Source organism: Tardiphaga sp. 42S5, assembly GCF_034044155.1.
GTDB classification, from domain to species: Bacteria; Pseudomonadota; Alphaproteobacteria; order Rhizobiales; family Xanthobacteraceae; genus Tardiphaga; species Tardiphaga robiniae.
This window is the reverse complement of record NZ_CP139027.1, coordinates 1,806,772-1,825,321: the sequence shown is the minus strand read 5'-3', so window position 1 is coordinate 1,825,321 and position 18,550 is coordinate 1,806,772. Positions and strand designations below refer to the sequence as shown.

At 62.0% G+C, this 18,550-nt stretch carries 20 protein-coding genes and 1 tRNA gene; 13 read left to right on the top strand and 8 right to left on the bottom strand.

What is annotated here, in order from left to right; translation table 11 throughout:
- The first annotated feature begins 443 nt into the window (after nucleotides 1-443).
- Entirely contained in the window at nucleotides 444-1,703 is a 1,260-nt protein-coding gene (locus SFY93_RS08525; protein ID WP_320446744.1) for a tyrosine-type recombinase/integrase, read from the top strand.
- Here the strand turns inward: SFY93_RS08525 and SFY93_RS08520 are convergent.
- Entirely contained in the window at nucleotides 1,700-1,876 is a 177-nt protein-coding gene (locus tag SFY93_RS08520; RefSeq protein WP_320446743.1) for a hypothetical protein, read from the bottom strand. The genes SFY93_RS08525 and SFY93_RS08520 overlap by 4 nt on opposite strands.
- A 66-nt stretch (nucleotides 1,877-1,942) precedes the next feature.
- A tRNA-Pro gene (locus SFY93_RS08515) sits at nucleotides 1,943-2,019 on the bottom strand.
- A gap of 93 nt (nucleotides 2,020-2,112) precedes the next feature.
- On the opposite strand from SFY93_RS08515, the gene SFY93_RS08510 reads away from it, so the two are divergent.
- The 3 genes from SFY93_RS08510 to SFY93_RS08500 are packed head-to-tail and all read left to right on the top strand — an operon-like array spanning nucleotide 2,113 to nucleotide 5,030.
- Nucleotides 2,113-3,108: an L-threonylcarbamoyladenylate synthase gene (locus SFY93_RS08510; protein ID WP_320446742.1), complete on the top strand. Its 996-nt coding sequence runs from the start codon at nucleotides 2,113-2,115 to the stop codon at nucleotides 3,106-3,108.
- A 39-nt stretch (nucleotides 3,109-3,147) separates the two neighbouring features.
- Nucleotides 3,148-4,605 (top strand): FAD-binding oxidoreductase, encoded by a 1,458-nt coding sequence (locus SFY93_RS08505; protein WP_320446741.1) that lies wholly within the window; start codon nucleotides 3,148-3,150, stop codon nucleotides 4,603-4,605.
- A complete protein-coding gene (locus tag SFY93_RS08500; RefSeq protein ID WP_092139459.1) occupies nucleotides 4,602-5,030 on the top strand; it encodes a GNAT family acetyltransferase in 429 nt (142 codons plus the stop codon). The genes SFY93_RS08505 and SFY93_RS08500 overlap by 4 nt, the downstream gene beginning before the upstream one ends.
- Nucleotide 5,031: 1 nt before the next feature.
- Here SFY93_RS08500 and SFY93_RS08495 read toward each other — a convergent pair whose 3' ends face one another.
- Nucleotides 5,032-5,787, bottom strand: coding sequence for an SOS response-associated peptidase (locus SFY93_RS08495; RefSeq protein ID WP_320446740.1), 756 nt, complete (start codon nucleotides 5,785-5,787; stop codon nucleotides 5,032-5,034).
- Between the two features lie 61 nt (nucleotides 5,788-5,848).
- Here SFY93_RS08495 and SFY93_RS08490 point away from each other — a divergent pair, with 61 nt between their 5' ends.
- The 4 genes from SFY93_RS08490 (at nucleotide 5,849) to SFY93_RS08475 (ending at nucleotide 7,897) form a co-directional block, all read left to right on the top strand.
- A complete protein-coding gene (locus tag SFY93_RS08490; protein WP_068733299.1) occupies nucleotides 5,849-6,364 on the top strand; it encodes a hypothetical protein in 516 nt (171 codons plus the stop codon).
- 4 nt (nucleotides 6,365-6,368) lie between these two features.
- Nucleotides 6,369-6,791, top strand: a complete 423-nt coding sequence (locus SFY93_RS08485) for an NUDIX hydrolase (protein ID WP_093759520.1) — start codon at nucleotides 6,369-6,371, stop codon at nucleotides 6,789-6,791.
- An 80-nt stretch (nucleotides 6,792-6,871) separates the two neighbouring features.
- Nucleotides 6,872-7,246 carry a TIGR02301 family protein gene (locus SFY93_RS08480; RefSeq protein WP_320446739.1) on the top strand — a complete coding sequence of 125 codons (375 nt, stop codon included), beginning with the start codon at nucleotides 6,872-6,874 and terminating at the stop codon, nucleotides 7,244-7,246.
- 15 nt (nucleotides 7,247-7,261) lie between these two features.
- A complete protein-coding gene (locus tag SFY93_RS08475; protein WP_320447722.1) occupies nucleotides 7,262-7,897 on the top strand; it encodes an HAD family hydrolase in 636 nt (211 codons plus the stop codon).
- A gap of 9 nt (nucleotides 7,898-7,906) precedes the next feature.
- Here the strand turns inward: SFY93_RS08475 and SFY93_RS08470 are convergent, their stop codons facing one another.
- Nucleotides 7,907-9,181, bottom strand: coding sequence for an acyl-CoA dehydrogenase family protein (locus SFY93_RS08470; protein ID WP_320446738.1), 1,275 nt, complete (start codon nucleotides 9,179-9,181; stop codon nucleotides 7,907-7,909).
- Between the two features lie 132 nt (nucleotides 9,182-9,313).
- Here SFY93_RS08470 and SFY93_RS08465 point away from each other — a divergent pair, with 132 nt between their 5' ends.
- Entirely contained in the window at nucleotides 9,314-10,093 is a 780-nt protein-coding gene (locus SFY93_RS08465; protein ID WP_320446737.1) for an enoyl-CoA hydratase-related protein, read from the top strand.
- A gap of 11 nt (nucleotides 10,094-10,104) precedes the next feature.
- On the opposite strand, the gene SFY93_RS08460 is transcribed toward SFY93_RS08465, so the two are convergent.
- Genes SFY93_RS08460 through SFY93_RS08450 form a run of 3 tightly spaced genes read right to left on the bottom strand, consistent with a single transcriptional unit; the run spans nucleotide 10,105 to nucleotide 12,280 of the window.
- Complete coding sequence (locus tag SFY93_RS08460; protein ID WP_320446736.1) at nucleotides 10,105-10,479, bottom strand: DUF6285 domain-containing protein; 375 nt, start codon at nucleotides 10,477-10,479, stop codon at nucleotides 10,105-10,107.
- Nucleotides 10,480-10,483: 4 nt separating this feature from the next.
- Entirely contained in the window at nucleotides 10,484-11,482 is a 999-nt protein-coding gene (locus SFY93_RS08455; protein WP_320446735.1) for a phosphotransferase family protein, read from the bottom strand.
- 3 nt (nucleotides 11,483-11,485) lie between these two features.
- Nucleotides 11,486-12,280: an enoyl-CoA hydratase/isomerase gene (locus SFY93_RS08450; protein ID WP_320446734.1), complete on the bottom strand. Its 795-nt coding sequence runs from the start codon at nucleotides 12,278-12,280 to the stop codon at nucleotides 11,486-11,488.
- A gap of 218 nt (nucleotides 12,281-12,498) precedes the next feature.
- Here SFY93_RS08450 and SFY93_RS08445 point away from each other — a divergent pair, with 218 nt between their 5' ends.
- Nucleotides 12,499-13,290 carry an SDR family NAD(P)-dependent oxidoreductase gene (locus SFY93_RS08445; RefSeq protein ID WP_175368773.1) on the top strand — a complete coding sequence of 264 codons (792 nt, stop codon included), beginning with the start codon at nucleotides 12,499-12,501 and terminating at the stop codon, nucleotides 13,288-13,290.
- Between the two features lie 197 nt (nucleotides 13,291-13,487).
- Here the strand turns inward: SFY93_RS08445 and SFY93_RS08440 are convergent, their stop codons facing one another.
- On the bottom strand, nucleotides 13,488-15,155 hold the full coding sequence (locus SFY93_RS08440) for a flavin-containing monooxygenase (protein ID WP_320446733.1): 1,668 nt from the start codon (nucleotides 15,153-15,155) through the stop codon (nucleotides 13,488-13,490).
- Between the two features lie 211 nt (nucleotides 15,156-15,366).
- Between SFY93_RS08440 and SFY93_RS08435 the strand changes: the two genes are divergently transcribed.
- Genes SFY93_RS08435 through SFY93_RS08425 form a run of 3 tightly spaced genes read left to right on the top strand, consistent with a single transcriptional unit; the run spans nucleotide 15,367 to nucleotide 18,496 of the window.
- Entirely contained in the window at nucleotides 15,367-16,500 is a 1,134-nt protein-coding gene (locus SFY93_RS08435; RefSeq protein ID WP_320446732.1) for a nitronate monooxygenase, read from the top strand.
- 17 nt (nucleotides 16,501-16,517) lie between these two features.
- Nucleotides 16,518-18,035: an acetyl-CoA acetyltransferase gene (locus tag SFY93_RS08430; protein ID WP_320446731.1), complete on the top strand. Its 1,518-nt coding sequence runs from the start codon at nucleotides 16,518-16,520 to the stop codon at nucleotides 18,033-18,035.
- Nucleotides 18,017-18,496 carry a PaaI family thioesterase gene (locus tag SFY93_RS08425; protein WP_320446730.1) on the top strand — a complete coding sequence of 160 codons (480 nt, stop codon included), beginning with the start codon at nucleotides 18,017-18,019 and terminating at the stop codon, nucleotides 18,494-18,496. Before SFY93_RS08430 ends, SFY93_RS08425 begins: the two co-directional genes overlap by 19 nt.
- Nucleotides 18,497-18,550: the final 54 nt, after the last annotated feature.

The window sequence follows — 18,550 nt, the reverse complement described above, 5'->3', positions numbered from 1 at the left end:
TTCGCTTAAATGCGCCTTGCACGCATCGCTTGTCAGTTTACGTCGCACGACCGATTTCCACTCCAATCTAGCCGATTGCCGCCTCCGCTAAAATACCTCTACCACGGCGTACGATTTCCCATTTTGATACTCGAACTCGCCAGATCTTATGGTGTGACGACAACCAATCTAGGTGAAGTTCACCGAGCATCAGAATATCTGCATCGCATGCCAAGGTGTATAGTCGACAAGCTCGCTAGAGCGAAAGCACGTCCTGATCCCTCCCAGTGGGGTGAGGACGAAGTAATGACCCTGACCGAGGCTGTTGCCGTTTTCTTCCCGCAAGGCCCATTGACATTATCATCATTGCGCAGGGCAGCGTCCGCTGGGACTCTTGAAATCGCCAAAGTTGCGGGCAAGAATCTGACCACGCCTCGTGCCATCCGCAAATTGGTCAAGCCGTCATGCCGGGCCGCAAAGCCAAGCCACCACGACTCTGGTTCAGAGAGGACGATGAAGCCTGGATCATCCTCGACCGTGGCCGGCAAATCCGCACAGGTTGCAGCCGCGGTGACATTGACGGCGCTGCGAAAGCGCTCGAAACCTACATCGGCGGACGGCATACAACTACAGTCGGCGCAACTGACCCTAGCGTCCTCGCAATAGCCGACGTTCTCACAGCCTACGAGATATCGAAACGACCCAAAGACAAGAAGGACGAGCGAGCTTGGGCGCAGCACGACCTATTGCTGATCCGGCTCCTCGATCTCAATGGCTTCTTCGGCGACAAGACGGTCATCAAGCTCAAGGCCCAGCTATGCCGCGACTTCGTAGACTGGTCCACCGGCACGCCAAATGAAAACAACAGGCAAGCCGGGATCAAGCCACGTCAAGGCAATGTGTCCGATCAAACGGCTAGGCGCCGGCTTGAGGATTTACGGGCTGCCATCAACGCGTACCACGCGGAGCACACACTCAGCGTCGTTCCGAAGATTACGCTGCCCCCCAAGGCGGAAGGCCGACACCGCTGGCTGACGCGTAATGAAGCCGCACGTTTGCTCGGTGCCGCGATCGGCTACGTGTGGGACAATGAGCGGGGTGCCTGGAAACGCAAAGAAGATGGCACGCTGTTGCGCCGCGAGCGGTGGCTCATCCGCCGCCGTTATCCGGCTGTCCGCTTTTGCTTGATCGGCGTTTACAGCGCCCGGCGTGAGGAAACGATCCGGCGCACACAATGGCTGCCGACCACAACCCATCCGTGGATGAACCTGGATGCCATGGTCTATCAGGGTAAGGGCGCCCTCGAGCGGTCAACCAAGAAGCGGCGCCCTCCGGCAAAGATCGCTGCGCGCTTGCGTCCCCACCTGGTTCGCTGGTGCAGGATCGATCACAAGCGATCGGCCGAGCTGCGCGCGGCCGGCATCATGAACGACGGCGAGCAGATCCGGTTTGTTGTCAACCGGATGAACGACGGTCAGCCCCTTGCCGGCAAGATCAGGTCGGCTTGGGAAGGAATTCTGGAAGACGCCGGGCTTGGCGACGACGTCGTGCGTCATTCGCTCCGGCATACTGCAGCGACCTGGTTGATGCAGGCTGGGGTGGATCTCTGGGAAGCGGCCGGCTGGCTCGGGATGACGGTTGAGCAGTTGGAAGCCAATTACGGCCATCACCACCCGGATTTTCAGGAAGAAGCCGCAGAAGCCTTTAGCGGGCGACGGGGCTAAATTTCTTCCGAGATTTTATTGTAGGCGTAAAGCGCAGCATTGTAGCGCGCCACTGCCTGCTGTGTCGTACCGGATGAAGCACCTTCGACAGCGTCGAGGGCAGCCTTCGCAGCCAGCAATTCTTCGAGTCGCGATTTCCACTTGGGCCAGAGCGGATGATCTTCAACAGCCATGGGACCCATTTCATTGCGCAATTCGTTGCGCTATAAGATCATGAAAATGCTAAGCTATTGAAATCATGGTCGGAGTGGCAGGATTCGAACCTGCGACCCCTGCGTCCCGAACGCAGTGCTCTACCGGGCTGAGCCACACTCCGACTAAGAGCGCGGCTTATAGCCTTGGGTTTCGCATCCTGCAAGAACCCCGGTAAAGAAGCCTGACCAATTTTGAAGACAAGGATCTGCCCTGCATGGCCGTAGGCCTGACCACCCGGATGAGCCCCGCCGATGCCGCCCATATCGCGGAGGCAGCGGGCTGCCTGCGCGCGGGCGGGCTGCTGGCGTTCCCGACAGAGACGGTCTACGGGCTCGGCGCCGATGCGGCCAATCCGCGGGCCGTGGCGGGGATCTATGAAGCCAAAGGCCGGCCGTCGTTCAATCCGCTGATCGCCCATCTAGCCGATCTCGCTGCTGCCCGGCGCATTGCTCGATTCGATGCGCGCGCGCTGGCGCTTGCCGAGGCGTTCTGGCCGGGGCCGCTGACGCTGGTGCTGCCCAAGGCGTCGGACTGCCTGGTGGCCGATCTCGCCACCGCCGGCCTCGACACCATTGCCATTCGTGTGCCGGCCCATCCCGTGGCCCACGCGCTCCTGCAGGCCTTTGGCGGTGCCGTGGTGGCGCCGTCAGCCAATATCTCCGGGCATGTCTCGCCGACCACCGCAGCCCATGTGCTGAGCGATCTGGATGGCCGGATCGACATGATTCTCGACGGCGGGCCGGTTGAAGTGGGCGTTGAATCCACCATCGTCGGTTGTTTCGACATGCCGATGCTGCTCCGCCCCGGTGGCCTGCCGCGCGAAGCGATCGAACGGGTGTTGGGCCAGCCGCTGGCGAGCCCGCCGGACGAACCCGCAAGCGATACAAACCAGCCGCTGGCGCCGGGCATGCTGGCCTCGCATTATGCGCCGCGGACACGGGTGCGGCTGCTGGCCGACAACGTGAATCCCGGCGAGGCCCTACTGGCCTTCGGATCGGCCCCGCTGCCCGGCATCGAGGCCGCCGCCGCTGTCCTGAATTTGTCCGAACAGGGCGATCTCGGGGAAGCCGCCACCAATCTTTTCGGCTATCTTCGCGCGCTCGACGCCGCTGCTATAGCTTCGGGCGCCAGCGGCATCGCGGTGATGCCGGTGCCGAACCACGGGCTCGGCGAAGCCATCAATGACCGGCTGCGCCGCGCCGCCGTGTAACTCGAACGCAAGACCAAGAAACGCGCTTAGGGAATAGTTATGAATATCGTCCAGCCGAAGCCGCTCACGCTCTCCCCCGAAACCATCGCGCGCTTCCGGGCCATCGTTGGCGACAAATACGCCATCACCGATCAGGCCGACGTGCACCAATACGTCACCGAGGATCGCAACCTGTTCTTCGGCACCTCGCCGCTGGTGCTGCGCCCGAGCTCGACCGCCGAAGTTGCCGCGATCTGCAAACTCGCCACCGAGACCCGCACCGCACTGGTGCCGCAAGGTGGCAATACCGGTCTCGTTGGCGGCCAGACGCCTTATGGCGGCGAAGTCGTGCTGTCGATGCGCCGGATGGACAAGGTGCGCGATCTGGACACCTCATCCAACACCATGACGGTGGAAGCCGGCCTCGTGCTGCAGGTCGCGCAGCAGCGCGCCGCCGAAGCCGACCGGCTGTTTCCGCTGTCGCTGGGCTCGGAAGGCAGCTGCACCATCGGCGGCAATCTCTCCAGCAATGCCGGCGGCACGACCGCCCTCGCCTATGGCGTGGCGCGCGAGATGGCCCTCGGCCTCGAAGTCGTGCTGGCCGATGGCCGCATTCTCAACGGCCTGTCCAAGCTGAAGAAGGACAATACCGGTTACGACCTGCGCAATATCTTCATCGGCGCTGAAGGCTCGCTCGGCATCATCACCGCGGCAACGCTGAAACTGTTTCCGAAGCCGCGCGCGGTCGAGACCGCCTTTGTCGGCCTGAAGTCGCCGGACGATGCGCTGAAGCTGCTCAGCATCTCCCGCTCCGAGGCCGGCGGCAATCTCACGAGTTTCGAACTGATCGCCGATATCGCTGTGGATTTCAGCGTCCGCCACGGCATCGGCATCCGCGATCCGCTCTCCAGCAAACACGCCTGGTATGTCTTGATGGAATTGTCGTCGGGACGCGACGATGCCCGGGCGACATTGGAGGCGATCCTCGAACGCGGCTTTGAAGACGGTATCGTGGATGACGCCGTGATCGCCGAGAATATCGCCCACCGTCAGGCGTTCTGGAAACTGCGCGAGGAAATTTCGCCGGCGCAGAAGCCGGAAGGCGGCTCGATCAAGCATGATATCTCGGTGCCGGTCGCTTCCGTGCCCGCCTTCATCGCCGAAGCCAATGCTGCCGTCGTGAAGCTGATGCCCGGCGCACGCCCGGTGCCGTTCGGTCATCTCGGCGACGGTAACATCCACTACAATGTCACGCAGCCCAAGGACACGCTCGGCGACAGCGACGGCCGCGAGAAATTCCTGGCGCGCTGGCACGACGTCAACGAAGTTGTCTTCGACGTCGTGCTGCGCATGGGCGGTTCGATCTCCGCCGAACACGGCATCGGCCAGATGAAGGCGGCCGAGCTGCCCTCGGTGAAGGACCCCGTCGCCATCGAGCTGATGCGCAGCCTGAAGGCGATGCTGGATCCGCTGAACATCCTCAATCCCGGCAAGGTGCTGCTGCCGGTGCAACATTGAAAGTTGCCCGGCTCGTCGACACCGACATTCAAGCGGTCGTTCAGCTCTGGCTGCGCTGCGGACTGGTGCGGCCCTGGAACGATCCGGAGGCCGATATCAGGCTGGCGCGCGCAGGCACCAATGCCGATGTGCTGGTCGGCCGCAAGGGAAGGACCATCGTCGCCTCCGTGCTGGTTGGCCATGATGGCCATCGCGGCTGGGTCTATTACGTCTCGGTCGATCCCGACCATCAGCGCCAGGATTTCGGCCGTGGCATCATGAGTGCAGCCGAAGACTGGCTGCGCGAGCGCGGCATCGAGAAGATGCAGCTGATGGTGCGCTCGGATAATACCAAGGTGCAGGCGTTCTATGAGTCGCTCGGCTATGGCGAACAGAAGCGCGTTATCTATGCCAAGTGGCTCGACGGACGGCCGCTGACGCCGTGAACTAGAACAATGATCCCTGCCCGTCGTCCTCGCTCACCACAACCTTGCGCGGCGCCCTCGTTGGCTTCACCTGCTCTACAGCGGCCTCTTCCGCCGAGATCGGCAGGATCAGTTGCGCATCGTCATTGGCCACCTTGTTGACGGCCATCGCCACCGGATGCCAGGCGAAGGTGCCGTCTGCGGGCGCAGCGAGCATCGTCATCACATCGGACGCATTATCCGAAGTGCAATCGAGCCACTGGCCGAAATGATCGGGTGCGATCGTCACCGGCACGCGATGGTGCAGTACCGACATGCCCGTGCTGGCTTCTGCGGTGATGAGCGCAACCGTGTCGACCTCTTCGCCGTTCGGTCCCATCCAGGTCTCGGCCAGGCCCGCAAAGCCCATCGGCCCGCCTGCGCTTGGGTGGATAAAATACGGCTGTTTGCGTTCACCGCGATTTTGCCATTCGTAATAACCATCGGCCGGAATCAGACAGCGGCGGCGGCGAATCGCGTTTTTGAAGGCCGGCTTTTCTTGCACCGTCTCGGCACGTGCATTAATCAGAAGCGTAAACTTCCGCGGGTCCTTGACCCAGGAGGGCAAAAGGCCCCATCGCATTAGACGGAAATGCCGGGATCCGTTTTCAACGATGACAACAGGAACCGGCTGCGTCGGCGCAATATTGTACCTCGCAGGAAAATTCGGTTGCTCGATATAACTGAATACCTGCCGTAACGCTTCCGGCGCTGATGTAATAACAAACCGCCCGCACATTCTCGATCCGCAATCCTGCCTCTTCAGGCGGTTTTAACCCAAAACCCCAACAGTGCGACATATGACCCTGACGGCCATACAACCGGCGCAGCATGACCATCACGATCTGGCCAGTGCCGGTGCCGGCCCCGTCGCGTCCGCTGCCGAGCTGATGGCCGCCAATATCAATCCACGCACGGGTCTGGCGACCGACTATCTCAATCACTTCAATGAAGCCATCATGTTGCTCGAGCTGATCCCGGACATGCCGGACTGCTATGAGCTGTTTCTGGAATGGCAGCCGCTCAGCTATGCCGAGCACTTCATCAAATCCAACTTCAAGGCCCGCGATCTCGCCATCGCATCCTATGAGGCTGCACGCCCGGCCATCCGCGCAGAATTCGATGCGCTGGTCGCGAACATGACGCAAATCCTGACGACTGTCGGCGAAGCAATGCGCACCGTGCAGCAGGACCGGACCCGCGCTATGCTGGCCGAGCAGGCTGCCGGCTGGGTTAAGCCGATGGTCGGAACGGCCGGCGGCATCATCAACGGCCGCGATCAGGAATCCGACGTCGACAGCATCATGGCGCAATGACCTCGTGACCGACACGCCTCCTACCCATCCGCAGCTCGCTACCAGCGCCGCCATCTTCCGGGATGGCAAGGTACTGCTGGTCCGCCGCGCCCGCTCGCCGGGCAAGGGCTTCTATTCGCTCCCCGGCGGACGCGTGGAATTCGGCGAATCCCTCGCCGTCGCCCTCGCCCGCGAGGTGATGGAAGAAACCGGACTGACCATCGACATTGTCGGCCTGTCCGGCTTTCGCGAAGTGCTGCCGAACGACAAGGTGGCCGGGCATTACCTGATCATGTCCTTTGCCGCGCGCTGGGTGGCTGGCGAGCCCGAGCTGAATGACGAACTTGACGATTTCCAGTGGGTCGCGCCGGACGATCTCGGCGCCTTCAAAACCACCGATGGCCTCGGTCCGATCCTCGCCATGGCGGAAGATCTGGTCGGACCATAAATAGCTCCTTGCCGCACCAGCAGCGTTGCCTTGCTTCAGACGCCTTGAAAAGGCATATCAGCCGGGTTCCGGGACCATTCATGTTGAAGCATCTGCTCATCATTCTGACGGTTGTGACGATCGGCACTGGCTCTGCCCGGGCGCAGGACGCGGCTGCGCCGTTCGACAATGACCTGCAGCGGATGTCGGAGATTCTCGGCGCGCTGCATTACCTGCGCGGCATCTGCGGCAACAACGAAGGCAACAAGTGGCGCAACGAGATGCAGGCGCTGGTCGATGCCGAAACGCCGTCCGGCGAGCGCCGCACCCGCATGATCGCCGGTTTCAACCGCGGCTACAACGGCTTCCAGCAGACCTACCGGACCTGCACGCCTGCCGCCAGTATCGCGATCCGACGCTATATCGACGAGGGCTCTCGGATCTCGCGCGATCTCACCGCAAGGTATGCGAACTAGATGAAGCCACATGCGATCGACACTGTCTTTTTCGACCTCGACGGGACGCTGACCGATCCCAAGATCGGCATTACGGGCTCGATCCAGTATGCGCTCGAAAAGCTCGGGATCCCCGTCCCGACGCAGGACGAGCTGACCTGGTGTATCGGACCGCCGCTACGTGCCAGCTTCGTGGCGCTGCTCGGCGGCGAGAAAGACGCCGATCGCGGCGTGGAGCTCTATCGTGAACGCTTCGGCACGATCGGCCTGTTCGAGAACACGCTCTATCCCGGCATCGCAGATACGCTAACGGCGGTGACCGCGCCGGGACGACGGCTGTTCGTTGCAACCAGCAAGCCGCATGTGTTCGCCGATCGCATCATCGACCACTTTGGCCTGCGCAAATACTTCACGCGCGTATTCGGCTCAGAACTCGACGGTACTCGCGTCGACAAGAGCGACCTGCTGCGCTACGCGCTCGATGAAACCTCGACCGATCCCGCACGTGCGATCATGATCGGCGACCGCAAGCACGATATCATCGGCGCAGCGAATAACGGCATTCCGGCGATCGGCGTGCTCTATGGCTATGGCGGCCGCGAGGAGCTAACCTCCGCAGGCGCTCGGCATCTGGTTGCCTCGCCTGCGGAAATTCCGGGTTACATCGACTAACTCACAACGTCAGTGCTTGTTGACGCCCATATAGCCGAACAGGAATCCCGCGACCTTGCGTTTCTGAATTTCTTCGCTGCCTTCCGTGATGCGGTAGCGGCGGTGATGGCGATAGATGTGCTCGAACGGTTTGTGGCGTGAATAGCCCATGCCGCCATGCACCTGCATCGCGCGATCGGCGGATTCACAGCACAGCCGGTTGGCCCAGTAGTTACACATGGACACCTTGTCCGACAGCGTATGCTCGACCTGAGCCTGGGTGAGCTGGTCCATCTCCCATGCGGTCTTGCGGATCAGGAGCCGCAACATCTCCGCCTGCGTCGCCAGCTCGACCAGCGGAAACTGGATGCCCTGATTGCGCGCCAGCTCCTCGCCGAACGGTTTCCGCTCGCGCGCGTATTTCACGCTCTCATTGATGCAATAGACCGCGGCGCCCAACGAGCTCGCCGCCTGACGGATGCGGTTCTCATGCACAAAGCACTGCGCCAGCGACAGACCACGACCGATCTCGCCGAACAGTGCATCATCCGGCACAAACACATCGGTGAACGACACACGCGGATGGTCTGTGGGCATGTTGAAGGTCCACATATATTCTTCGATCTTTACGCCTGCGGCCTTAGCCGGCACCAGGAAACAGGTGATGCCGCGCGCATCGCCATCGTCCCCCGACGTGCGCGCGAACAGCGCGCAATGCGTGGCCACATGCATGCCGGTGGTCCACATCTTCTCGCCGTTGATGACCCAGCCCTTGACGCCATCACGCGTCGCCTCGACGGCCGTCGTCTCCATGTGCGTGGCGTCGGAGCCGTGTTCGGGTTCGGTGAGGCCGAAGGTGATGCGATATTTGCCGGTGATCGAGCCCTCGATCATCTCCTTCTGGTCCTCGCGGCCGTAACGATCGAGCATCGTGACCAGCGGCAGATTACCGACGATGGAATGCTCATTCTGCAGATCGTTGTGCAGGCCGAGCCCTTTGGCTGCGAAATGTTCGCGGATCACAGCCATCCAGAGATTGCTGCCGTCTTTGCCGCCATAGCGCTTCGGGATTGCGAAGCGCAGATGGCCGGCGCCGTCGGCTAGGTTCTTCGCTTGGCGTAGCAGCTGCTCCCATTCATGCCGCGGCAGCCCGCCATTGTCGAAATCGGTGCGCGCCCATTCGCGGCGATGATCGAAGAAACGGATATTGTCATCCCGCTCTTCGAGCGGTTTGATCTCGCGCAGGATGAATGAATCGAGTTCGGCGAGATAGGCGACTAGATCGGCCGGCAGGGAAAAATCCAAGGCGCTCTCCCGATTGTTTTCCGAGCTTTGTTGCTCTTGTTAATCGAGCGATTAAGATGGCATCGTCCGATCAAGTCAAGCGCGCCCGCGCGGCGTAAATTCTGCCTAACGAAAAACAAAAGGGAGGCCGCGATGGCTCTGCAATTCTCAACCGTGACCCGCAAGGGACCGATCACCATCGTGACGCTGTCACGCCCGGAAGTTTACAACGCGCTGCACACCGACGCGCATAACGAGCTGCACGAGGTGTTCAACGACTTCGCCAGTGATCCCGACCAATGGGTTGCGATCGTCACCGGCGCCGGCGACAAGGCGTTCTGCGCCGGCAACGATCTGAAGTGGCAGGCTGCCGGCGGCAAACGCGGTTGGAATACATCGGGCTTCGCCGGCCTCACCGCGCGCTTCGATTGCGACAAGCCGATCATTGCTGCGGTCAACGGCGTTGCCATGGGCGGCGGCTTCGAAATTGCACTGGCTTGCGACCTCATCATCGCCGCGGAGAATGCGACCTTCGCCCTGCCCGAGCCGCGCGTCGGCCTCGCAGCGCTCGCCGGGGGCCTTCAGCGCCTGCCGCGCCAGATCGGCATGAAGCGCGCCATGGGCATGATCCTCACCGCACGCCATGTGAAGCCGCAAGAAGGCTATGAGCTCGGCTTTGTCAATGAAGTGGTGCCGCAGGGCGAAGCCCTGAACGCCGCGCTGCGCTGGGCCGAGACCATCTGCCAAAATTCGCCGATGTCGATCCGCGCCTCCAAGCAAGCGATCCAGAAGGGCATGGCGGTGTCGCTGGAACAGGCCATCACCGAGCAGCGCGAATATCCCGCCGTGAAAGCCATGGCGGCGTCGGAGGATTATGTGGAAGGGCCGAAGGCGTTTTCGGAGAAGCGCAAGCCGAACTGGAAGGGGAAGTAGCGCTTCGGCGCTTACTTCGGTTCCAGCTCGCGTTTGTACGCCGCGTAATTCGGCTGATCGACGGCGAGCTTCGCCAGCGTCGTCTGCCACAGATGCTCCTTCACACCGGGCGTCGTGAGATCGACATCACCTTGCGCGATGCGGTCGGCGAGATCCCGATTCAGTCCCTCCAGTGAGCCGTGCACGCCGAGCAGCATCGTCAGGCCATGCAGCTCGGCGGCGTCGCTGTCGCCGGCGAGCGTCAGTTGCCGCGTCACCAGATCAAGTGCGTTGATCGCGACACGCAGCTTGAACGTGGCATGGCCCGAGATTTGAGGTGCAATGTCGTTGCGAAGGAAATCGGCAACGGCCTTTACCAGTTCGTCCGGCCTTGGTTCGTCCTGCATGTCATCAACCTCGCGGTGCCAACAGTCTAAGCAGATCGATCTCCGTCTCCGACGATCGCCGCCCGATCATCGCGCGCTCCATCGAATGATCCGGGCCGAGACGAAACCGCTGCATCATCCCGACGCACATCACGCCCCAACGCAGGGTACCCATCACTTCCCAAAATTTCACCCGCCGTGCATCGACAGCGATTCCGCTAGCCGCTTCGTAACCGGCGAACAATTCTTCATAAGTACCAAACCCGCCAACCGGCTTGTCGATGACACCGAAGCGCCAGGAATTGACGCAGATCCAGCCGAGATCCTCCATGGGATCACCGAGATGCGCCAGCTCCCAGTCGAGCACCGCGCGGATGCCATCAGGACCGATCATCAGATTGCCATGCCGGAAATCGCCATGCACCAAAGTGACGCGCTCGGACAGGCCGGGATCGTTGTCGCGGAGCCAGCGCAAAGCCAGCTGGAACATCGGGCGCGGCCAGCCAAAACCGTCGATCTCCCGCTGCAATTCAGCGATTTCTGCTGCGGAATTCATGCGGCGAAGCTGCGGCAAGCTTGCGGCAGACAGCCCGTGGATGCCGGCGAGTATCTCGCCGCATTGCCGCGCGAGCTTGGGCCGCGCACCCGCGAATTCATCATCGCGCAGGATCTTGCGCGGGATGGTTTCGCCAGCGACTCGCTGCATGATGAAGCCGGTTCCCAGATCGTCATCGGGTTTGAGCACATGCAACACCTTCGGCGACGGGAGACCGGCGTCATGCGCGAGTTGCATGAGTACCGCTTCCGCATCGAGACCCGCGGCACGGCCGGGCGCAGCGCCATAACCCGACGGCGCGCGGCGCAGGATGGCGCCGATGGCGCCATCAGGATGCGTGATGTCGAACGACCACGTCTCCTGGCTGGCGCCACCGGACAAACGCTTTGCATCCGTCACGCCGGTGGCACCGGGACACCACGCCGCCGCACTGCGCGCCAAAAGCTCCGCGAAAGACGTCGTGCTCAAGGCTTACTGGCCCGTGAACTTGGCCGGACGTTTTTCCAGGAACGCCGCGACGCCTTCCTTGAAGTCCGGCGAAGCACCGGCGGCGCGCTGCGATTTGACCTCGAGATTGATCTGGTCTTCGAAGGAATTCTCCGGGCTTTCCCAGTAGAGCTTGCGGATCAGCGACAGTGCGATGGTCGGGCCGTTGGCGAGTTCATGAGCAAGCTTCATGGTTTCATCCATCAGCGCCGCATCGTCATAGACGCGGTTGACTAGGCCCCATTCCAGCGCCTTCTCGGCCGACAGCTTTTCACCAAGCAACGACAGTTCGACCGAACGCGCCTTGCCGATCAAGCGCGGCAGGATCCAGGTCGAGCCGCAATCGGGCACCAGCCCGATACGACGGAAAGCCTGCAGGAAATAGGACGAGCGTGCACACAAAATGAGATCGCCCATCAGCGCAAAGCTCATGCCGGCGCCGGCGGCGGGGCCATTCACCGCGGTGACGATCGGGCAATGCAGATTCTGCAGCCGGCGCAGGAACGGATGGAAAGCGGTCTCCAGCGTCGCGCCGGCGTTGCTGCGCGCCTTTGTGAGCTGATTGTTGCGCCCCTGAAGATTGGCGCCCGTGCAGAAGGCACGGCCGGCACCGGTGAGGACCAGGCAGCGCACGTCCGCCTTGCGATCATCGATCTCGTCCAGCGCCTCGCCGAGACCACCGAGCATGTCGACCGAGACCGCGTTCATCACCTCCTGATGATCGAGCTTCAGGATGGCGACATTGCCGTCGAAATCGAGCGTGACGTGTTTGAACTGCATGGTTTCCTCACGGGATGATCCGCGTGTTTATTCCGCGGTGTGGAAGCTTTGTCTGGGCATGATCTGATCCGAAAACCGGCATCCACTTTTCGGGATCATGCGATTGTATGTCAGGCGGCATATTTGATTTTTCGGGCGCGCTTGTCCATGCTTCCTGGGGAACACCAGCCCACCAACGGACGCACGGCATAACGCGCGCCAAACATGGAAACGCTGACATGGCAACGTCTACACAGATATTCGACCTCAGCGGCCGCGTGGCCGTCATCACCGGCGGCAATGGCGGTATCGGCCTCGGCATCGCACAGGCACTGGCCACCGCCGGTTGCAACGTCTCGATCTGGGGCCGCAACGCCGAGAAGAACAAGGCCGCGGCTGCCACCATGGCGGACTGCACCGGCAAGGTCGATACGCTGGTCTGCGACGTGACCGACACCGCCTCGGTGAAGGCGGCGATGGATGCCACGCTCAAGAAATTCGGACGCGTCGATGGCTGCTTCGCCAATGCCGGCATCGGCGGCGGCGGCCGGCACAATTTCATCGACCGCACCGAAGAGCAGTGGCGCACCATGTTCGCCACCAATCTGGACGGCGTCTTCCATGCCTTCCAGGTGGCCGCACGGCATATGACCGAACGCGCGGAGGCCGGCGACAAATTCGGCCGCCTGGTTGCGACATCGAGTCTTGCCTCGATCTTCGGCACTGCCCGTAACGAACACTATGCGGCGACCAAGGCGGCGATCAATGCGCTGGTGCGCGCGCTGGCCGTCGAATTGGCCCGTCAGGGCGTGACAGCCAATGCGATTCTGCCCGGCTGGATCAAGAGCGACATGACCGCCGGGATCATGGGCAACGAGAAATTCGTCGCCAATGTCATGCCGCGCATTCCGGTGCGCCGTTTCGGCGAACCATCGGATTTCGGCGGCATCGCGGTCTATCTGATGAGCAAGGCGTCATCGTATCATACGGCGGATACGTTCGTGATCGATGGCGGGTATACGGCGTTTTAGACGGACAGCCCTTGCTTCCCCTCGCCCCCAGCGGAGCGAAGCTCCGCGCCGTGGGAGAGGGTGGATCGACCGCGACAGCGGTCGAGACGGGAGAGGGCAATTCTGCGTATGCGGCAAGACCCTCTCCCGCCTTCGCTTCGCTCAGGCACCCTCTCCCGCGGCGCGCAGCTTCGCTGCGCTGGGGGAGAGGGAAAAAGCTACAATGCCACCGCTTCCTTCGTCTTTGGCCGCGCCCGCACCGTCATCGCAAATCCCTCATAGTCCTTTGCTGCGACATCATTGCAGATCTGCCGGTAGACACCGACGCCGCCGATATAGGGCATGAATATCTGCGGCTTGCCGGGAATATTCGCGCCCATATACCAGGAATTGGCCTGCGGATAGAGCGTGCCGGCCGCCACCTCGTTGACATGAGCGACCCATTTGTCCTCCGCGGGATGCGTCGCCTCGATCACCTCTGCGCCACGGTCGCGCATATAGCTCAGGCAATCGGTAATCCAGTCGACATGCTGCTCGATGGACACGATCATGTTCGACAGCACAGACGGCGAGCCGGGGCCGGTGACGATAAAGAGGTTCGGGAAGCCGGCGCTCATCAAGCCGAGATAGGTTCGCGGACCTTCCGCCCATTTATCATTCAGCGTCTGGCCGCCGCGGCCGCGAATGTCGATCTTGGCGACCGAGCCGGTCATCGCATCGAAGCCGGTGGCAAGCACCAGCGCGTCGACCTCGTAATCCTTGCCGCCGGTGCGCACGGCATGCGGCAGAATCTGCTCGATCGGATGGGCCTTGATATCGACCAGCGTCACATTCGAACGATTGAAGGTTGCATAGTAATCTGTGTCGACGCAGATACGCTTTGAACCAACCGGATGGTCGGTAGGCTGCAGCAGCCTTGCCGTTTCGGGATCGCTGACGATCTCTGAAATTCTCTCGCGGATAAAATCGGCGGCGGTATCGTTGGCGCGCTGATCCAGGACCAGGTTATTGTAGACGCCCATGAAGGTAAGCCCGCCCGATGTCCATCGCGCGTGATACTTCTCACGCCTTTCATGCTCCGGGTCGTCGAGCGCGCCGCGATCCGGAATCGGCTGCACGATGCCGTTCTTGAAATCCTCGCGCGCCTGCCTGCGAATCTCCGGATAGTTGTCGCGAAACGATTTGCGCTCATCATCGGTGAGCGGCGCATTGCGCGCCGGCACGCTGAAATTTGCGGTGCGCTGAAACACAGTGAGCTGGCTCGCCTGTTCGGCGATCAGCGGGATCGACTGGATCGCCGACGAGCCGGTGCCGATGACGCCGACGCGCAGGCCGGTGAAATCGACTGGCTCATGCGGCCAGTTTCCGGTGTGATAGACCTTGCCTTTGAAGTCCTTCATGCCACGGAATTCGGGCGTACGCGCATTCGACAGGCAACCCGTCGCGAGCACGACATGCTGAGCGATGGTGGCCTGACCATCGGAAGTCGTTACCGTCCATCGATTGGCGCGTTCGTCGAAGACTGCAGATTTGACCGTCGTGTTGAACTGGATGTCCCCGCGCAGATCATAGCGATCGGCGACATGGCCGGCATAGCGCAGGATTTCCGGTTGCGGCGCATAGCGCTCGCTCCAGTTCCATTCTTGCTGCAATTTGTCATCGAACGAAAACGAATACTGCATACTCTCGACATCGCAGCGCGCGCCGGGATAGCGGTTCCAATACCAGGTGCCGCCGACATCGCCGCCCTGTTCGAAGACTTTCACATGGAGACCGAGGCCGCGCAGCTTGTGCAGCAGATAAAGCCCAGCGAACCCGGCGCCGACGACCACGACATCGATACGCGCGTTCTGATGCGAGACAGGTTGCGGCTGAGCAGCGGCCATGCGTTCACTCCCGTATTTTTTGCTTTGCTTGTTACAGGTAGCATTTCCCGCATAACGCGAAAGCGCAAGCAGGAAATCGGGCATCGTCGCCGCGGTATTTTGCCAGGCGGAATGCCGCTGGTCCGCTTGGCATCGCCCTTCCCCATACGCTAGCGTTCATCACGAACTCGCCAGATGAAGCGGGTCACAAGGGATTCAGGGAGACACGCCGATGAAGTCGCCGATCTGCGAGATGCTGGGCATCGCGTTTCCGCTACTCGCCTTCAGCCATTGCCGCGACGTGGTTGCTGCCGTCAGCCGCGCCGGCGGCTTCGGTGTGCTCGGCGCCACCGCGCATTCGCCGGAGACGCTGGAGCAGGAACTGAGGTGGATCGACGATCACGTCGACGGCAAGCCTTACGGCATCGACGTACTGATCCCGGAGAATATCTCCACCGCCGGTGAGAAGGACGTCACCTGGAAATCGCTGGAGCGCCGCATCACGCCGGAACATCGCGCTTTCACCAGGAGCCTGCTGAAAAAATACGGCGTCGATCTCAAGATCACCGAAGTGCCCGCCAACCAGCCGCAGCCGTTCGACGGCGAGACCGCGCTGCGGCTGCTCGACGTCTCCTTCAACCATCCGATCCGGCTGATCGCCAATGCACTCGGCGTGCCGCCGAAGGCGATGATCGAGATGGGCAAGGCCCATGGCGTTCCGGTGGCGGCACTTGTCGGCGCCAAGGAACATGCGATCCGGCAGGTTGCAGCCGGCGTCGATATTCTCGTGGCGCAGGGCACCGAGGCCGGCGGCCATTGCGGTGAGGTCTCGACCATGGTGCTGGTACCGGAGGTGATCAAAGCCATCAAGCCGATGCGCGAGGTGCCGGTGCTCGCCGCCGGCGGCATCATGACCGGGCGACAGATGGCCGGCTGTATGGCGATGGGCGCCGCCGGCGTCTGGACCGGTTCGGTGTGGCTCGCGACCACGGAATCCGAAACCTCCGAAATCTTTCGCGAGAAGATGATTGCCGCCTCGTCGCGCGATGCGATCCGCTCCAGGGGTCGTACCGGCAAGCCCGCGCGGCAATTGCGCTCGGTCTGGACCGATGCTTGGGATCGTGGCGAGGACAGCCCCGGCGCGCTGCCAATGCCGCTGCAAAGCCTGATCAGCCGCGATGCCTTTGCATCCATCGACCGCTCGGCTGCAGCCGGCAATGCGCAGGCGCGGGATCTGGTCAGCTATTTCGTCGGGCAAGGCGTCGGCCTGATTGACAGCGTCAAGTCGGCAGGCGCAGTTGTGCAGGAGTTCAAGGAGGACTTCGCCGAAGCGGCGGAGCACCTCACCATGCTGGTTTCCGAATAGAGGCAAGAGCAAGAACAATGGCAGTGTCGAACCAAGCTGAAGACCGCATCCCCGTTATCGTCGGCGTCGGCGAATTTTCGGATCATCCGAAGGAGCTCACCGAAGGCCTCGAGCCGCTCGCGCTGATGATCGAAGCGCTGAAGCGCGCAGAGCAGGATTCCGGCGGCAAGCTGCTTGGGGATATCGACTCGCTCGACATCGTGAACTTCCTGAGCTGGCGCTACACCGCACCGGAGAAGCAGCTCAGCGAGAAGCTCGGCATCGCGCCGAAACATGCCTATTACGGCCCGGTCGGCGGCGAGAGCCCGATCCGCTACATTCATGAAGCAGCCAAGCGTATCGCGCGCGGCGAATCGCAGGTCGCGGCGATCACGGGCGCGGAATCGCAGGGCACCGCGACCAAGGCTGAACGTGCCAAGGTGGATCTGCCCTGGACGCCATTCGCCAAGGACGCGCCGGAGCCGCTGCGCGGCGCCAACTATCAGAAGCCGATGGCGACCAAGCTCGGCGTGGCCAAACCGGTCACGGTCTACCCGTTCTATGAAGCCGCCTCTGCCGCGCATTGGGGCCAGACGCCGCGGGAGGCCCACCGCGAATCCGGCGAGTTGTGGTCGCGCTATGCAGGCGTCGCGGCGACCAATCCGGAAGCGTGGAACAAGAAGGCCTTCACGCCCGACGAGATCACAACGCCGACGCCTGACAACCGGCTGATCGCCTGGCCCTATACCAAGCTGATGGTCGCCAATCCGATGGTGAACCAGTCGGCAGCCATCCTCGTCACCAGCCTCGCCAAGGCACGCGCCGCCGGCGTGCCCGAGGATCGTATCGTGCATATCTGGGGCGGCGCCTCGGCCGAGGAGCCGCCCGACTATCTCGATCGCGATCAGTATGTGGAAAGCCACGCGCAGAACGCCGTGCTGAAAGTCGCGATGGATCTGGTCGGCGGCTCCGGCAAGAATTTCGGCGCCATCGAGCTCTATAGCTGTTTCCCCTGCGTGCCGAAGATGGCCCGCCGCACATTAGGATTGGGTGCCGACGTGCAGCCAACCGTGACCGGCGGTCTCACCTTCTTTGGCGCGCCGCTGAACGACTACATGGCGCATGCCGCCTGCGCGATGGTGCGCAAGATCCGCGCCGGCACCAGGACGGGACTGCTCTATGCACAAGGCGGCTTCGTCACCAAACACCATGCGCTGGTGGTGTCGAAGGATATGCCGAAGGAAGCGATCGCGCAGGACACCAATGTGCAGGCTGACGCCGATCGCAACCGCAAGCCCGTTCCGGCATATGTGACCGAGGCCTCGGGCAACGGCACTGTCGAAAGCTTCACGGTGATCTACGGCCGCGGTGGTGAAATCGAACACGGTGTGGTGATCCTGCGCACTGCTGCCAATGAACGCGCGCTGGCGCGTGTGCCGGCGCAGGACAATGCGACACTGGCGTTTCTGATGGATCAGGACAAGACGCCGGTGGGGGCGTCGGGGCCGATCAGCACGGCGAATGATGGCGTGCTGGAATGGCAAAAGGCATCATAGGCCAGATGACCAAATTCATTCCAAAGGATACAAACTTCGAGGCCCGCGTGCAGGCGAGCTTCGCCCGCCAAACGGCGATGACGACACTGGGTATCGAAGTTGCGCGTCAGGCCGCCGGCGAAGTCGAGCTCAAAATGCCGTACAACACCGCCTTTACGCAGCAGCACGGGTTCATTCATGCCGGCATCATCACAACAGCGCTGGATACGGCCTGCGGGTATGCCGCCTTCTCGCTGATGCCCGACAATGCCGCAGTACTTACCGTCGAATTCAAGACCAATTTTCTGGCCCCGGCCCGCGGCGAGCATTTCCTGTTTCGAGCCCGCGTTCTCAAGCCCGGCAGAACCATAACGGTTTGTGAAGGCCAGGCCTTTGCGGTGGAGCGAGGCGAGGAGAAGCTGATCGCAACAATGAGCTGCACCTTGATGGCGCTGTTCGATCGCGAAGGCATCACACACTAGGCGATCGTAAATGCAGGGGTTGCTATGCCGGACGTACGAGCCCGGCATAGCGCG

Excerpts from the sequence above, each read along its gene's own strand:
- SFY93_RS08495 (WP_320446740.1), bottom strand. The coding sequence starts at position 5,787 with ATGTGCGGGCGGTTTGTTATTACATCAGCGCCGGAAGCGTTACGGCAG.
- SFY93_RS08505 (WP_320446741.1), top strand. The coding sequence starts at position 3,148 with ATGAATATCGTCCAGCCGAAGCCGCTCACGCTCTCCCCCGAAACCATC.
- SFY93_RS08460 (WP_320446736.1), bottom strand. The coding sequence starts at position 10,479 with ATGCAGGACGAACCAAGGCCGGACGAACTGGTAAAGGCCGTTGCCGAT.
- SFY93_RS08430 (WP_320446731.1), top strand. The coding sequence starts at position 16,518 with ATGGCAGTGTCGAACCAAGCTGAAGACCGCATCCCCGTTATCGTCGGC.
- SFY93_RS08445 (WP_175368773.1), top strand. The coding sequence starts at position 12,499 with ATGGCAACGTCTACACAGATATTCGACCTCAGCGGCCGCGTGGCCGTC.
- SFY93_RS08510 (WP_320446742.1), top strand. The coding sequence starts at position 2,113 with ATGGCCGTAGGCCTGACCACCCGGATGAGCCCCGCCGATGCCGCCCAT.
- SFY93_RS08440 (WP_320446733.1), bottom strand. The coding sequence starts at position 15,155 with ATGGCCGCTGCTCAGCCGCAACCTGTCTCGCATCAGAACGCGCGTATC.
- SFY93_RS08435 (WP_320446732.1), top strand. The coding sequence starts at position 15,367 with ATGAAGTCGCCGATCTGCGAGATGCTGGGCATCGCGTTTCCGCTACTC.
- SFY93_RS08450 (WP_320446734.1), bottom strand. The coding sequence starts at position 12,280 with ATGCAGTTCAAACACGTCACGCTCGATTTCGACGGCAATGTCGCCATC.
- SFY93_RS08490 (WP_068733299.1), top strand. The coding sequence starts at position 5,849 with ATGACCCTGACGGCCATACAACCGGCGCAGCATGACCATCACGATCTG.
- SFY93_RS08465 (WP_320446737.1), top strand. The coding sequence starts at position 9,314 with ATGGCTCTGCAATTCTCAACCGTGACCCGCAAGGGACCGATCACCATC.
- SFY93_RS08525 (WP_320446744.1), top strand. The coding sequence starts at position 444 with ATGCCGGGCCGCAAAGCCAAGCCACCACGACTCTGGTTCAGAGAGGAC.
- SFY93_RS08480 (WP_320446739.1), top strand. The coding sequence starts at position 6,872 with ATGTTGAAGCATCTGCTCATCATTCTGACGGTTGTGACGATCGGCACT.
- SFY93_RS08425 (WP_320446730.1), top strand. The coding sequence starts at position 18,017 with ATGGCAAAAGGCATCATAGGCCAGATGACCAAATTCATTCCAAAGGAT.
- SFY93_RS08520 (WP_320446743.1), bottom strand. The coding sequence starts at position 1,876 with ATGGCTGTTGAAGATCATCCGCTCTGGCCCAAGTGGAAATCGCGACTC.